The organism is Paraburkholderia graminis, assembly GCF_003330785.1.
Taxonomy (GTDB): Bacteria; Pseudomonadota; Gammaproteobacteria; order Burkholderiales; family Burkholderiaceae; genus Paraburkholderia; species Paraburkholderia graminis.
Window position 1 is genome coordinate 2,336,513 of the sequence record NZ_CP024934.1, and the last position, 14,182, is coordinate 2,350,694.

Here is a 14,182-nt window from a genome sequence, read left to right on the forward strand (position 1 = left end):
GCATTTTTTCATTTCCAAGTGGCTTGTACTGAATCCATGTCCGGCACCCTCGCCCTTACCGAACAACTGATCGCGCGCGCCTCCGTCACGCCCGACGACCAGCATTGCCAGCGCCTTCTGATCGAGCGCCTGTCCGCGCTCGGCTTCGAGCACGAAACCATCGAATCGAACGGCGTGACGAATCTGTGGGCCGTGAAACGCGGCGTCGACGGCCGGGCGGGCAAGCTGCTCGCGTTTGCCGGTCATACGGACGTGGTGCCCACCGGCCCGCTCGATCAATGGCAATCGGCGCCGTTCCAACCGACGCATCGCGACGGCAAGCTGTACGGCCGGGGCGCAGCCGACATGAAAACGTCGATCGCCGGCTTCGTGGTGGCGAGCGAGGAATTCGTCGCGGCGCATCCTCAGCATCGCGGCTCGATCGCGTTCCTGATCACGAGCGACGAAGAAGGCCCCGCCACCGACGGCACCGTCAAAGTGGTCGAAGCGCTGCAGGCGCGCGGCGAACGCATGGACTACTGCATCGTCGGCGAACCGACTTCGAGCGCGCAGTTCGGCGACACGGTAAAGAACGGCCGGCGCGGCTCGATGTCGGGCAAACTCGTCGTCAAGGGCGTGCAAGGCCATATCGCGTATCCGCACCTGGCGAAAAACCCGGTCCATCTGCTCGCGCCCGCGCTGGCCGATCTCGTCGCCGAACGCTGGGACGACGGCAACCAGTACTTCCCGCCCACCACCTGGCAAGTGTCGAACATTCATAGCGGCACGGGCGCCACCAACGTGATTCCCGGCCACGCCGACATCATGTTCAACTTCCGCTTCTCGACGGCCAGCACGGTCGAAGGATTGCAGCAGCGTGTCCACGCGATCCTCGACCGGCACGGCCTCGAATACGATCTGCAATGGACGGTCAGCGGCCTGCCGTTTCTCACGCCGCACGGCGAACTGTCGAGCGCGCTGGCGAAAGCGATCAAGGACGAAACCGGCGTGAGCACCGAACTGTCGACCACGGGCGGCACGTCGGACGGCCGCTTCATCGCGCGCATCTGCCAACAGGTGGTCGAGTTCGGCCCGCTGAACGCCAGCATCCACAAGATCGACGAACATATCGAAGTTGCCCACATCGAGCCGCTCAAGAACGTGTATCGCCGCGTGCTCGAACAACTGATCGCTTAACCCTCGGCACATACGAGGGACATTCAAGGACTATTGCGATGACGCTGCCCTTTTCCACCGTCCGCGACCTGCTGCGTTTCGCGGTGTCGCGCTTCAACCAGGCCGGGCTGTCGTTCGGCCACGGCTCGGCCAACGCCTACGACGAAGCCGCCTACCTGGTGCTGCACACGCTGCATCTGCCGCTCGACCTGCTCGAGCCGTTCATGGACGCGCGTCTCTCGGCAGCCGAAATCGACGCCGTGCTCAACGTGATCGAGCGCCGCGCCAGCGAGCGCGTGCCGGCCGCGTACATCACGCAGGAAGCGTGGATGCACGGCTTTCGCTTTTACGTCGACGAGCGCGTGATCGTGCCGCGTTCGTTTATCGGCGAGCTGCTGCAGGACGGCCTGCAACCGTATGTGGAAGATCCCGAGCAGGTGAGCGCCGTGCTCGAACTGTGCACGGGTTCCGGGTGTCTCGCGATTCTCGCGGCGCACGCGTTTCCGAATGCCGACATCGACGCGGTGGACCTGTCCGCGCCGGCCCTCGAAGTCGCCGCGCGCAACGTGGCCGACTACAAGCTCGACGACCGCATCGCGCTCTTCGAAGGCGATCTTTATGCGCCGCTCGCGCAGCGCCGCTACGACGTGATCATCAGCAATCCGCCGTATGTGAACGCGGCGTCGATGCAGGAACTGCCCGCCGAGTACAAGCACGAGCCGGAAATGGCGCTTGCGGGCGGCGCGGACGGTATGGACATCGTGCGGCGAATCATTGCGGACGCACGCAACTGGCTGACCGAAGACGGCGTGCTCGTGATCGAGATCGGCAACGAGCGTCAGCATGTGGAAGCGGCGTTCGGCGGCCTGAACCTCGTCTGGCTGTCGACGAGCGCCGGCGACGACAACGTGTTCCTGATTCAGGCCGCGGATCTGCCTCTCTGATGTTGTGACGATGTTTTAGCGCCGAGCGGTGTGTGGGCGAGAGGCGCCTGCGCGCCGGTCGACGTTGGCTTGCCGCTTTTGCTGGGCTGCCCGCCGAAGCCAGCCAGCACGCGCGCCGCCGCGCGCACGCGCCGTCCACGGAAGCTCTAAGCCCGCCCCCGCCGTCGCCCCACACAAACCCCGCCCTCACCCCAACCGCCTCGCGTTCGGTAAGATGAGCGCCGTTGCCCGCGTTCCTCCGACGCCCCGGCACGGCATTTCGCTCAACCCTTCGCTCGCCTATGCAATTCGACCTGCTTCACGTCGGCACGCTGGTGGCCCTCGCGCACATACTCGGCGCGGTCGCGGCGTGTCACGCGATTCTCAATACCCGCACGTCGCAAGGCGCGATCGCGTGGGCCGTGTCGCTGGTCGCGATGCCGTATCTGACACTCGTCCCTTACCTGTTCCTCGGGCGCAGCAAGTTCGCCGGCTATGCCGACGCCCGCCGCGTCGAGAACGAACTGTTGCGCACGCACGCGCATCCTCCGCAGTGGGACAAGCTGGCTTCGTCGGTCGAACTGCCCGCGCATGCGCTGGGAGGCAGGCTCGTGCACTCGCTGACGCGCCTGGGCGGCATGCCGTTTCTGCCGGGCAATGCCGTGCGTACGCTGGTGAACGGCACGGCGACTTTCGAGGCCATTTTCGATGCCATCGAGCACGCGCGTCACTACATCATCGTGCAGTTCTTCATCGTCCGTGAAGACGCGCTCGGCGAGATGTTCAAGGAAGCATTGATCGCGAAAGCGCGCCAGGGCGTGCGCGTCTATTTCCTCTACGACAGCATCGGCAGCTTCGATCTGCCTCATCGTTACGTCGCGTCGTTGCGCGCGGGCGGCGTGGACACGCATCCGTTCGCGACCAATCGCCTGTTCGTCAACCGGCTGCAACTGAACTTCCGCAATCACCGCAAAATCGTTTCCGTCGACGGCGAGCGCGCGTTTGTCGGCGGACACAATGTCGGCGTCGAGTATCTGGGCGCGAAGCCGCCGCTTTCGCCGTGGCGCGACACGCATATCGAAGTGCGCGGGCCGGCGGTCGCGAGCATCCAGTTCGTGTTCACCGAGGACTGGTACTGGGCCACGCAGCAATTGCCGCAACTCGATGTGCCGCCGATGCCGGTGGACTCCACGAACGCGTCGCTCCCCGCAAGCTCAACGCCCGCCGCCAACCACGACATGCACTGCCTGGTTGTGCCGAGCGGCCCCGCCGACAAGCAGGAAACCTGCTCGCTGTTTTTCGTCGAAGCGATCAACGCGGCGCGCGAGCGCATCTGGATCACGACGCCCTACCTCATTCCCGACGAAGCCGTGTTCTCCGCATTGCGGCTCGCCGCGCTGCGCGGCGTCGACGTGCGCATCATGATTCCGAGCCGGCGCGATCACGTCGTGGTGTTCGAAGCGTCGAAGCTGTACGCGTACGATTCGCTGCGCGCGGGCATCCGCATCTTTCGTTATCAACCCGGCTTTCTGCACCAGAAGGTCGTGCTGATCGACACCGTGGCCGCCGCGGTGGGCAGCGCCAACCTCGACAACCGTTCGTTCCGGCTCAACTTCGAGATCATGGTCGTGACCGTCGATCAGTCATTCGCGAAAGAAGTCGAAGCCATGCTGCTCGACGACTTCGCGCAATCGCGCGAGATCGACCGCAACGAGTATCGTCAGGCAAGCGCGGTGCGGCGCGTACTCATGCACGTGGCCCGGCTGTTCTCGCCGATCCTGTAAAGCCCCGCCACGTGCCGCCGGTTTCACAGCAGCTTTTCGATGTCCTCGGTAATCGTCTCCGGCTTGGTCAGCGGCGCATAGCGCTTGACCACGTTGCCGTCGCGGCCGATCAGAAACTTCGTGAAATTCCACTTGATGCCTTCCAGGCCGAGCAGCCCCGGCGCTTCGCCCGTCAGATAACGGAACAGCGGATGCGCATTCGCGCCGTTCACGTCGATCTTGTCGAACATCGGGAACGTCACGCCGTAGTTCTTCTCGCAGAAGCTGCCGATCTGCGCGGCGTCGCCCGGCTCCTGCTTGCCGAACTGATTGCATGGAAAGCCCAGCACCGTGAGCCCGCGCGCCGCGTAGCCGTCATAGAGCTTCTGCAAGCCCGCGTATTGCGGCGTGAACCCGCATTCGCTCGCCGTATTGACGATCAGCAGCACTTTGCCTTCGTACTGCGCGAGGCTCACTTCCTCGCCGCCTAGCGTGCGGGCCGTAAAAGAATAAATCGATGTCATATGCTCTCCCCACGAAAGCCGTCAGTCTATGTCAAAAGCGCGGCCGATACAGTCGGCCGAATGGCCGATGCCGGCTAAGGTCCCGGTGTCATCCCCGGCAGTCTAAAATAGCGTTTTTCTTCAGCCGGCCTTTTCGTGATCCGCTTTAACCAGTTCAGCCTCGCGCGCGGCACCAAGCCGCTCTTCGACAACACCACGTTCACGCTCAATCCCGGCGAAAAGGCCGGCCTCGTGGGCGCAAACGGCGCGGGCAAGTCGACGCTGTTTGCCGTGCTGCTCGGCGAACTGCACGCGGACGGCGGCGATTTTTCGATCCCGCCCACGTGGCAGATCGCGCACGTCGCGCAGGAAACGCCCGCTGCCGACAAGACCGCGCTCGCCTATACGCTCGACGGCGACGCCGCGTTGCGCGCGATCGAAGCACGCATTGCCGCCGCCTCCGCCGCGCACGACGGCGCGGCCGAAGCCGAAGCCCACGCCGCCTTTGCGGACGCCGACGGCTACACGGCGCCCGCGCGCGCCGAAGCCTTGCTGCTCGGTCTCGGCTTCACGCTCGAGCAGACCCGCGAGCCGGTCAGCAGCTTCTCGGGCGGCTGGCGCATGCGCCTGAATCTCGCGCAGGCGCTGATGTGCCGCTCGGACTTGCTGCTGCTCGACGAACCGACCAACCACCTGGACCTCGACGCAATCGTCTGGCTCGAGGAGTGGCTGCATCGCTATCCGGGCACGCTGATCGTGATCTCGCACGACCGCGAATTTCTCGACTCCGTCTGCAACGTCACGCTGCATCTCGAACAGCAGCAGATCAAGCGTTACGGCGGCAACTACTCGCAATTCGAAGTGCTGCGCGCGCAGCAGATCGCGCTGCAACAGAATGCGTACGAGAAGCAGCAGCGCACGGTCGCGCATCTGCAGAGCTACATCAACCGTTTCAAGGCGCAGGCCACCAAGGCGCGCCAGGCGCAAAGCCGCGTGAAGGCGCTGGAAAAGATGGAACTGATCGCGCCGGCGCACGCCACGTCGCCGTTCACGTTCGAATTCCGCACGCCCGATTCCGCGCCGAATCCGATGATGGTGATGGAAGACGTGCGCTGCGGCTACCACAGCGAGGACGGCGCGGAGATTCCGGTCGTCGAGCGTGTGATGCTGTCTATCCAGAACGGTCAGCGCATCGGCCTGCTCGGCGCGAACGGCCAGGGCAAGTCCACGCTGATCAAGACGCTGGCCGGCACGCTTGCGCCGCTCGGCGGGCATGTGCGCGAAGGCAAGGGTTTGCGCATCGGCTATTTCGCGCAGCATCAGCTCGAAACGCTGCGTGCCGACGACACGCCGTTGCAGCACCTCGCGCGTCTCGCGCCCGACACACGCGAACAGGAATTGCGCGACTTCCTCGGCAGCTTCAATTTTTCCGGCGAAATGGCGACGTCGAAAATCGCGCCCTTCTCCGGTGGCGAAAAGGCGCGGCTCGCGCTTGCGCTGATCATCTGGCAAAAGCCGAACCTGCTCCTGCTCGACGAGCCGACCAATCACCTGGATCTGGAGACGCGGCATGCGTTGACGATGGCGCTCGCGCAGTTCGAAGGCACGCTCATTCTCGTCTCGCACGACCGGCATTTGCTGCGCGCCACGACCGATCAGTTCATGCTGGTCGCGAAGCACCGTCTGCAGGAATTCGACGGCGATCTCGACGATTACCGCGACTGGCTCTTGCAGCACGCAGCGGAGCAGCGCGCGGCGTTGAAGGCGGGGAATGCGGCGAACGGCGCGTCCAATGGTGGCTCGAACGGCACCGACAACGGCGCTGACGGCGGCGTGAATCGCAAGGAGCAACGCAGGCTCGAAGCAGAAACGCGTCAGAAGCTCGCGCATCTGAAAAAGCCGCTGCAAAGCCGCATCACGAAGATCGAGAAGGAAATGGACGCGCTCAACGCGGAGAAGGCGACGCTCGACGCGTTCGTCGCCGATCCGGCCAGTTACGAGCCCGCTCAGAAGAGCAAGCTGACGGACGCGATCCGCCGTCAGGCAGATGTGAACGCACGCCTCGAGGCGCTCGAAGCCGAGTGGCTCGAGACACACGAGGAACTCGAACAAATCGGTTAGCGGAACGCTCGCTGCGATCCGCGCCGGCATCGACGAGAGGTTGGCTTTGTCATCTGCGACGTCTTCCGCTGCATCTGCTGCATCTGCTTCGTCTTTCGGCGAGTCCGCGCCGGCCGACGCCGCGCCACCGCCTCTAAAGGGCCTGCGCGTGCTCGACCTCACGCGCCTGCTCCCCGGCCCCGTTGCCGCTTTGCGGCTTGCGGAACTCGGCGCCGACGTCCTGAAGATCGAAGCGCCCGGCGCCGGCGACCCTACCCGCACGATGATGCAGTCGTCGAGCGACCGCGTAGCCGGGCGGCCCGGCGCGTTCTACCGGCTCGTCAATCGCGGCAAGCGCGAGACGCGTCTCGACCTCAAATCCGAAGCGGGACGCAATGTGCTGCGCGCGCTCGCGTCCGAGGCGGACGTGCTGATCGAAAGCTTCCGGCCGGGGGTGATGGACCGGCTCGGCGTCGGCTACGCGACGCTGCGCGCGGCCAATCCACGGTTGGTGTACTGCGCGATTAGCGGCTACGGCGCACGCGGACCATTCGCCGATCGCGCCGGGCACGACCTGAACTACATCGGCTACGCGGGTGTGCTGGATCAACTCCAGAGTCGCGACGGCACGCCTATCGTGCCCAACTTTCAGATCGCCGATCTGCTTGGCGGCGCGCTTAGCGCGGTCACGCAGATTCTCGCCGCGTTGTGGCAGGTGTCGCGCGGCGGCGAGGGCCGCTTTGTCGACGTTTCCATGACACACGCCACGCATGCGCATAACGTGGTCGCGCAAGTTGCGCTTGCCAATGAGAATGCCGCGGCAAACATAGCGGCAAGCGCAGCGGGAAACATGGCGGCAAGCGCAGCGCGACAGGCGCCGGAAGAAACACGCGCGGGTTCGGGTCTGCTGAACGGCGGCGTGCCCTGCTACAACCTCTACCGCACGCTGGACGGCCGCTGGCTCGCGGTCGGCGCGCTCGAACTGAAGTTCTGGGAGAGCTTGTGCATGGCGCTCGATCGCCCCGAGTGGGCCACGCGTCACTGGAGCCTGGGTCAGGCGATTGGCGGACCGGACGCCGCCGCGCTCACGCAGGAGCTTGCCGACGTGTTCGGCTCGCGCGCACTCGATGAATGGGTCGCGCTGCTCGAGCCGCTGGATTGCTGCGTCTCGCCTGTACTGACGGCGGCGGAAGCGGCGCGGCATGTGCTGTTTGATCCGCGGGCGTATGAAACGCAGGAAGCGGATCAAGCGCATGAGCCGAACCACGAGCTCGACGCGTTCGGTCAGCGCAACAAGGAAAGCGAAGGCTAAAGCGCCCTTCGCTCCTCATCCCAACCCGAGGACGCCGCCGACAACTACCGCCGCGCCACCGTCTGCCGCGGCAACGTCTGACGCGGCGTCTTTTCATCGTCGTAAAGCAGATGCTTGCGGCCTTCCACGTGGCGATTGATGGTGGCGCGCACGTCGGCGGCGGTGGCGTCGCCCGCTACCACGCGGCGTGAAATCTGTCCGGTCCGGTCGATCCACTCGACAATCCGGCAAGCGCCGCCCCACGGTTGCTGAATGGGCGCGGAGACCCGGCAACCGCGCACCTGTATCGGCCGCTCGGCTACGGTTTCATGTGACTGTTTCAAGGCGCGATCCTTTTTCCGGCATCGAAGGGATGCAATACCCTGGCAGCTTAAGGAAAAAGGAAGGGCTTGTTGGTTACAGCCAACCTGGAGATATTTACCGCGCATTACGGCAAGCGCCGCGCGCGCCCCGGTCGCGGCAGCGGCGAAAGGCCCGTCTACTCGAGCGTACGAACCCGGTCGATTGCCTGTTCGATACGCTCGACCGCAACGACCTGTAAGCCTTCTATCGGCTGCTTGGGCGCATTGGCCTTCGGAATCACGGCCACCGAAAAGCCGAGCTTGGCCGCTTCCTTCAGACGTTCCTGACCACGCGGCGACGGCCGGATTTCGCCGGCGAGGCCGACTTCGCCGAACACCACGAGGCCTTTGGGCAACGGCTTGTTACGCATCGACGAATGAATCGCGAGCAGCACCGCGAGGTCAGCGGCGGGCTCCGTGATCTTCACGCCGCCCACCGCGTTCAGGAACACGTCCTGATCGAAACAGGCAATGCCCGCATGCCGATGCAGCACCGCGAGCAGCATCGCGAGACGATTCTGTTCGAGGCCGACGGCGAGACGCCGCGGATTCGGCGCATTGGCGGAATCGACCAGCGCCTGCACTTCCACCAGCAGCGGCCGCGTGCCTTCCTGCGTCACCAGCACGCACGAGCCCGGCACCGACTGTTCATGCTGGGACAGAAAAAGCGCCGACGGATTGGCGACGCCGCGCAAACCGCGCTCGGTCATCGCGAACACGCCAAGCTCGTTGACCGCGCCGAAGCGGTTCTTGATCGCGCGCACGAGGCGAAACGACGAATGCGTGTCGCCCTCGAAGTACAGCACCGTATCGACGATATGTTCCAGCACGCGCGGCCCCGCGAGCGCGCCCTCTTTCGTGACGTGGCCGACCATGATGATCGTGGTGCCCGACTGCTTCGCGATGCGCGTCAATTGCGCCGCGCACTCGCGCACCTGGGCGACCGAACCGGGCGCGGACGTGAGCGCGTCCGAGTACACGGTCTGGATCGAATCGATGACGGCGACATCCGGCCGCTGGTCGGCAATCGTCGCCTGAATTTTTTCCAGCTGGATTTCGGCGAGCAATTGCAACTCGCTCGCCTTCGAACCCGGTTCGAGCAGCGACAATCGTTGCGCGCGCAACGCAATTTGCGCAGCCGATTCCTCGCCGCTGATGTAGAGCGCGCGCTTGTCGGCGGCAATTTCAGCGAGCGACTGCAGCAACAGCGTCGATTTGCCGATGCCCGGATCGCCGCCGATCAACACCACGCCGCCCGGCACCAGACCGCCGCCGAGCACGCGGTCGAATTCGCCGACGCCGGTGGTGAAGCGCGGCACGTCGGACGCTTCGATGTCCGCGAGGCGCCGCACCGGCGCGCTCTTCGCGAGCGACTGGAAGCGATGCGTGGAAGGTGCTTCCGCAACCGATTCGACCAGTGTGTTCCAGGCCTGGCATGACGGGCATTGTCCTGCCCATTTCGGCGATTGACCGCCGCATTCACTGCATACGTACAACGTTTTTGCTTTTGCCACGCGTTCCTGCCCGAGTTGCGGTTGTTCTAATGTTGCTTGGTTGTTGTTTGCCGTTGCCTACGTCATTCCGCGCGCACCGGAACGCGTGGCGCGACCGCGCACATCAGCTCATAACCAATCGTGCCGCACGCGCGCGCCACATCGTCGATGGGCAAGGACGCGCCCCACAATTCGACGCGCGAGCCGACGTTCGCCGTGGGAACCGGCGTGAGGTCGACGGTCAGCATGTCCATCGAAACGCGTCCGACGATCCGCGTGCGCACGCCGTCCACGATCACCGGCGTGCCTTCGGGCGCGACCCGCGGATAGCCGTCCGCATAGCCGCACGCGACCACGCCGATGCGCATTGGCCCGCGCGCCTTGAAGAGCGAGCCGTAGCCGACGGTCTGACCTTCCGCGATGTTTTGCACGGCGATCAGTTCCGACGCGAGCGTCATGGCCGGCTGCAAGCCCGTGCCCTGGATCGCCGCGGACACGCCCGAAGGCGACGCGCCGTACAGAATGATGCCCGGCCGCACCCAGTCGAAATGCGATTGCGGATGCCACAGCGTCGCAGCGGAATTAGCGAGGCTGCGCGCGCCGGCGATGCCTTGCGCGCCGCGCTCGAACGCTTCCATCTGGTGAGCCACGCCGCGCTCGCTGTCGGCGTCGGAGAAATGGGTCATTAGCGTGATCTGGCCGACGCCCTGGCAGGCGCGCGCCCGCTCCCACGCCGCGCGGAATTTTTCCGGCGTGTAGCCGAGCCGGTTCATGCCGCTGTTCATCTTCAACTGGATGTTGACGGGCTTGGAGAGCCGCGCCATTTCCAGCATGCGCAACTGCTCGTCCGAATGCAGCGCCGTCGTGAGGCTATAGCGGTCGATGACGTCGATGTCCGTCGGACGAAAAAAGCCTTCGAGCAAAAGAATCGGGCCGGCCCAGCCCAATTCACGCAACTTCACGGCTTCTTCGAGGTCCAGCAACCCAAAGCCGTCGGTTGCCCGCAAACCTGGAAAAGCGCGCGCGAGGCCGTGCCCGTAGGCGTTGGCCTTGACGACCGCCCAGATCTTCGATTTAGGCGCATAGCGGCGCGCGACGGCAAGGTTATTGGCAAGGGCGGACGTGTGAATCGTGGCTGAGAGGGGGCGCGGCATGGAATATTTTCGTAAAGACGCTTGCGAATCAGCGGCTTACAGGGCGTTTTCAACGCGCGGCAGCCCGCTGGGCGGTGCGATCAAGGATTCTGCTAGTCTGAATGCAGCTATTTTCATGATATAAAGCCGTGCGCACAACCCATTTCGAACGGCATAAGCCCGGACGCATAACAAACGGCCGGGGCGGACAGACCGCAGCGAGGACAGCATCGCATCAGATGAAAAAAGGTTTTTACACCATCATGGCCGCGCAGTTTTTTTCGTCGCTGGCCGACAATGCGCTTCTGATCGCCGCTATCGCACTGCTGAAAGATCTTCACGCTCCGAACTGGATGACGCCGCTGCTCAAGCTGTTCTTTGTGCTGTCGTACGTCGTTCTTGCCGCCTTCGTGGGCGCCTTCGCCGATTCCCGTCCGAAAGGACGCGTGATGTTCATCACGAACACGATCAAGGTGCTCGGCTGCATCACGATGCTGGTCGGCGCGCATCCGCTTATTGCCTACGGTATTGTCGGTTTCGGCGCGGCGGCGTATTCGCCGGCCAAATACGGCATTCTCACGGAACTGCTGCCGCCTGACCGCCTGGTTGCCGCCAATGGCTGGATTGAAGGCACCACGGTCGGCTCGATCATTCTCGGCACCGTGCTCGGCGGCGCGCTGATCAGTCCGCATATCGCGGCGCCCATTCTGCGGCACCACATTCCCACAGTGAACACGCCCGCCGAAGCGGCGATGCTCGTGATCATGGTGATCTATGTGATCGCGGCGCTCTTCAATCTGCGCATTCCCGATACCGGCGCGCGCTATCCGAAGCAGCAGCACGGTCCGATCAAGCTCGTGACCGATTTCGCCGACTGCTTCGTCGTGCTGTGGCGCGACAAGCTCGGGCAAATCTCGCTGGCCGTCACCACGCTCTTCTGGGGCGCAGGCGCGACGCTGCAATTCATCGTGCTGAAGTGGGCGGAAGTGTCGCTCGGCATGTCGCTCTCCGAAGCCGCGATTTTGCAGGCCGTGGTGGCCGTCGGCGTCGCGGCCGGCGCGATCTTCGCGGCTTCGCGCGTGCCGCTCAAAAAGTCGCTGTCGGTGCTGCCGGTCGGCATCATGATGGGCATTGCCGTGATGCTGATGGCGTTCTACACGCGGCATCTGTTCCCCGCTCACTGGGGGCTGTACTTCGGCCGCATGCATGTGCCCGGCTATCTGATCTTCGCGTACATTTTCCTGATGATCGTGGGCGGCCTGTCGGGCTTCTTTGTCGTGCCGATGAATGCGCTGCTCCAGCATCGCGGCCACGTGCTGCTGTCGGCCGGCCATTCCATCGCCGTGCAGAACTTCAACGAAAATCTCTCCGTGCTCGTCATGCTGTGCCTGTACGCGGTGCTCGTCTGGCTCGACGTGCCCGTCGCGGCGGTGATCGTGCTGTTCGGCACCTTCGTCTGCGTGATGATGTGGCTCGTCATGCGACGTCACCAGGCGAATCAGCGCGCGTTCGACTCGGTCGCGCTGATCGGCGAAGTCAAGCACTGAACCACGCGCGCGGCCCGGTTGTCGGGCCGCCCACCGTCAACCGTCTCCGCGGCTTTACGCTGCTGTGCCAGTCCGCTTTGCCATGACCCAATCGATTCCCAATGTGCTGACGATCGCCGGTTCCGACTCGGGCGGCGGCGCCGGCATTCAGGCCGATCTGAAGGCCTTCTCCGCGCTCGGCGCTTACGGCGCGAGCGTGATTACCGCGCTGACCGCGCAGAACACGCGCGGCGTCACCGCGATTCACGCGCCGGACGCGGGCTTCGTCGGCGCGCAACTCGACGCGGTGTTCGACGACATCCGTATCGACGCGGTGAAGATCGGCATGCTGGCCAATGCGTCGATCGTGCGCGCCGTCGCCGACGCGTTGCGCCGGCACAAGCCCGCGCACATCGTGCTCGATACCGTGATGATCTCGAAGAGCAACCATGCGCTGCTGCTGCCCGACGCGGTCGCGGCCTTGCGCGACGAACTGCTGCCGCTTGCCGATCTGCTGACGCCCAATCTGCCCGAAGCCGCCGCGCTGCTCGGCGGCGCGCAAGCCGCTGCCGACGAAGCCGCGATGCTCGAACAAGGCGAAGCGCTGCGCGCGCTCGGCGCCCGCGCGGTGCTGATGAAGGGCGGCCATTTGAACGCCGCCGACAGTCCCGACTGGCTGGTGCAGGAGAGCGGCACGCTGCGTCTGGGAGGTCCGCGCGTGCCGGTGAAGAACACGCACGGCACGGGCTGCACGTTGTCGTCGGCGATTGCAGCGCTGATCCCGCAACGCGGCGATCTGGCGAGCGCGGTCGCGGATGCGAAGGAATATCTGACCGGCGCATTGCAGGCGAGCGATCGCCTCGACGTCGGCAGCGGCGTCGGCCCGGTGCATCATTTCTATCGATGGTGGTAACGCAGCGCGCCCACTGCTACTGCTGCCGTGCGTAGTCCCTTGCCCGCTGCGGCCAATCGTCGGGCACGATGAAACCGCGACTGCGTTCGAGCAGATTGCCCGTCGTGTCTTCGTCGAATGCGGCGACCATCGTCGGAACGTGTTGCTGCGAGGTTTGAGCCGCGAGCGTTTGTGCATCGACGAACGGCGTGCTGGCCGCGTGTTGTTCGCCAACGCGATAGCGACGCGGCGCCAGCCATTCGAGACGCGGCAACGTGCGCCAATGCTGGCCATGCGCCGACGCGAACCGCAGCCACTCGCCATGCGTCACCCACCAGCCGCGGCCATGCGCGGGATCGAGTTCGACGGGATCGGCCGGCGTCTCGCCGTGTCCGTGCCGATAGAACAGCCAGCCTTTGATGAACATTTGCGGCGTCCACAAGCCCGGATAACCGGCCGACGCAAAGTCTTCACGCGCGCTCAACAGCAATTGATGGCCGAGCAAATGGGCGAGCTTCAGATCGAAGCGGTCTTTCAGATTTGGGCCGACATAGTCCGATAGCTCTGACGCGTGGTGCGTGCCGGAATGGCCCGCATGCAGATAGCACTTCACCGCGAGTTCCCAGTGAAGCCGCGCGCCTTCTTGCGTTTCGAGCAGAAAATCGCATTCGCCAAGCGTGACGCCCGCGCGCCGCAACGGCACACTGGCCGCGACGAGCCGCGCCGCCGGTCCGTGCTGCAGAAACCAGCCCAGCAGACGTTCAGCGTACCGGCCAAGCCGCGTCATGCGCGTCGCCGCGAGATCGCGGTGCAAGGGCTCGGGCGCGGCGTCGAGCGAGCGCAGAAAGTCCAGCGTTTCGGCGAGTTCCTGCGGCGTATGAAAAAGCGTGGCCAACTCGCCTGCCGGCGGTTGCGGACGCAACAAATCGACGCTCAGAAGCAGCCACGCGAGATCGCGCACCGCGGGGTCATGCAACGCGTCGAGCAAGGCGCGAAGCATCGCCGCGTCGGCGCGCGGCGCGTCAGGTCGGGCCGCGTCAG

12 protein-coding genes are annotated in these 14,182 nt (G+C 64.7%); 7 read left to right on the forward strand and 5 right to left on the reverse strand.

Features of this window, described 5'->3' with window-relative positions:
- Positions 1–36: 36 nt before the first annotated feature.
- The 3 genes from dapE to cls all read left to right on the forward strand — a co-directional run bounded on the left by dapE (position 37) and on the right by cls (position 3,862).
- On the forward strand, positions 37–1,176 hold the full coding sequence (dapE, locus tag CUJ91_RS10335; RefSeq protein WP_107706679.1) for a succinyl-diaminopimelate desuccinylase: 1,140 nt from the start codon (positions 37–39) through the stop codon (positions 1,174–1,176).
- 38 nt (positions 1,177–1,214) lie between these two features.
- Entirely contained in the window at positions 1,215–2,099 is an 885-nt protein-coding gene (gene prmB / locus CUJ91_RS10340) for a 50S ribosomal protein L3 N(5)-glutamine methyltransferase (RefSeq protein ID WP_107706678.1), read from the forward strand.
- 281 nt (positions 2,100–2,380) lie between these two features.
- A complete protein-coding gene (cls, locus tag CUJ91_RS10345) occupies positions 2,381–3,862 on the forward strand; it encodes a cardiolipin synthase (protein ID WP_006053005.1) in 1,482 nt (493 codons plus the stop codon).
- Positions 3,863–3,885: 23 nt separating this feature from the next.
- Here the strand turns inward: cls and CUJ91_RS10350 are convergent, their stop codons facing one another.
- A complete protein-coding gene (locus tag CUJ91_RS10350) occupies positions 3,886–4,365 on the reverse strand; it encodes a glutathione peroxidase (protein ID WP_029970836.1) in 480 nt (159 codons plus the stop codon).
- A gap of 135 nt (positions 4,366–4,500) precedes the next feature.
- Here CUJ91_RS10350 and CUJ91_RS10355 point away from each other — a divergent pair, with 135 nt between their 5' ends.
- Both CUJ91_RS10355 and CUJ91_RS10360 read left to right on the forward strand, forming a co-directional pair.
- The gene (locus CUJ91_RS10355) at positions 4,501–6,465 is read left to right on the forward strand and encodes an ATP-binding cassette domain-containing protein (protein ID WP_107706677.1); all 1,965 of its coding nucleotides are present in this window, start codon (positions 4,501–4,503) and stop codon (positions 6,463–6,465) included.
- Positions 6,466–6,613: 148 nt separating this feature from the next.
- A complete protein-coding gene (locus CUJ91_RS10360) occupies positions 6,614–7,756 on the forward strand; it encodes a CaiB/BaiF CoA transferase family protein (RefSeq protein WP_053858277.1) in 1,143 nt (380 codons plus the stop codon).
- A 44-nt stretch (positions 7,757–7,800) separates the two neighbouring features.
- Here CUJ91_RS10360 and CUJ91_RS10365 read toward each other — a convergent pair whose 3' ends face one another.
- From CUJ91_RS10365 to alr, 3 genes are all read right to left on the reverse strand, one after another.
- Complete coding sequence (locus CUJ91_RS10365; RefSeq protein WP_006053001.1) at positions 7,801–8,079, reverse strand: DUF2866 domain-containing protein; 279 nt, start codon at positions 8,077–8,079, stop codon at positions 7,801–7,803.
- A gap of 155 nt (positions 8,080–8,234) precedes the next feature.
- Positions 8,235–9,611 (reverse strand): DNA repair protein RadA, encoded by a 1,377-nt coding sequence (radA, locus tag CUJ91_RS10370; protein WP_006053000.1) that lies wholly within the window; start codon positions 9,609–9,611, stop codon positions 8,235–8,237.
- 62 nt (positions 9,612–9,673) lie between these two features.
- A complete protein-coding gene (alr, locus tag CUJ91_RS10375) occupies positions 9,674–10,744 on the reverse strand; it encodes an alanine racemase (protein ID WP_006052999.1) in 1,071 nt (356 codons plus the stop codon).
- A gap of 218 nt (positions 10,745–10,962) precedes the next feature.
- Here alr and lplT point away from each other — a divergent pair, with 218 nt between their 5' ends.
- Together lplT and thiD are read left to right on the forward strand one after the other, a co-directional pair.
- Positions 10,963–12,270: a lysophospholipid transporter LplT gene (gene lplT / locus CUJ91_RS10380; protein WP_006052998.1), complete on the forward strand. Its 1,308-nt coding sequence runs from the start codon at positions 10,963–10,965 to the stop codon at positions 12,268–12,270.
- Positions 12,271–12,352: 82 nt separating this feature from the next.
- Complete coding sequence (gene thiD, locus CUJ91_RS10385) at positions 12,353–13,162, forward strand: bifunctional hydroxymethylpyrimidine kinase/phosphomethylpyrimidine kinase (RefSeq protein WP_107706676.1); 810 nt, start codon at positions 12,353–12,355, stop codon at positions 13,160–13,162.
- Positions 13,163–13,178: 16 nt separating this feature from the next.
- On the opposite strand, the gene CUJ91_RS10390 is transcribed toward thiD, so the two are convergent.
- Positions 13,179–14,141, reverse strand: a complete 963-nt coding sequence (locus CUJ91_RS10390; protein WP_107706675.1) for a DUF1853 family protein — start codon at positions 14,139–14,141, stop codon at positions 13,179–13,181.
- Between the last annotated feature and the right edge of the window lie 41 nt (positions 14,142–14,182).

Bases quoted from the DNA above. Each gene is read 5' to 3' on its own strand.
- dapE (WP_107706679.1), top strand. From the start codon at position 37: ATGTCCGGCACCCTCGCCCTTACCGAACAACTGATCGCGCGCGCCTCC.
- prmB (WP_107706678.1), top strand. From the start codon at position 1,215: ATGACGCTGCCCTTTTCCACCGTCCGCGACCTGCTGCGTTTCGCGGTG.
- cls (WP_006053005.1), top strand. From the start codon at position 2,381: ATGCAATTCGACCTGCTTCACGTCGGCACGCTGGTGGCCCTCGCGCAC.
- CUJ91_RS10350 (WP_029970836.1), bottom strand. From the start codon at position 4,365: ATGACATCGATTTATTCTTTTACGGCCCGCACGCTAGGCGGCGAGGAA.
- alr (WP_006052999.1), bottom strand. From the start codon at position 10,744: ATGCCGCGCCCCCTCTCAGCCACGATTCACACGTCCGCCCTTGCCAAT.
- lplT (WP_006052998.1), top strand. From the start codon at position 10,963: ATGAAAAAAGGTTTTTACACCATCATGGCCGCGCAGTTTTTTTCGTCG.
- thiD (WP_107706676.1), top strand. From the start codon at position 12,353: ATGACCCAATCGATTCCCAATGTGCTGACGATCGCCGGTTCCGACTCG.
- CUJ91_RS10390 (WP_107706675.1), bottom strand. From the start codon at position 14,141: ATGCTTCGCGCCTTGCTCGACGCGTTGCATGACCCCGCGGTGCGCGAT.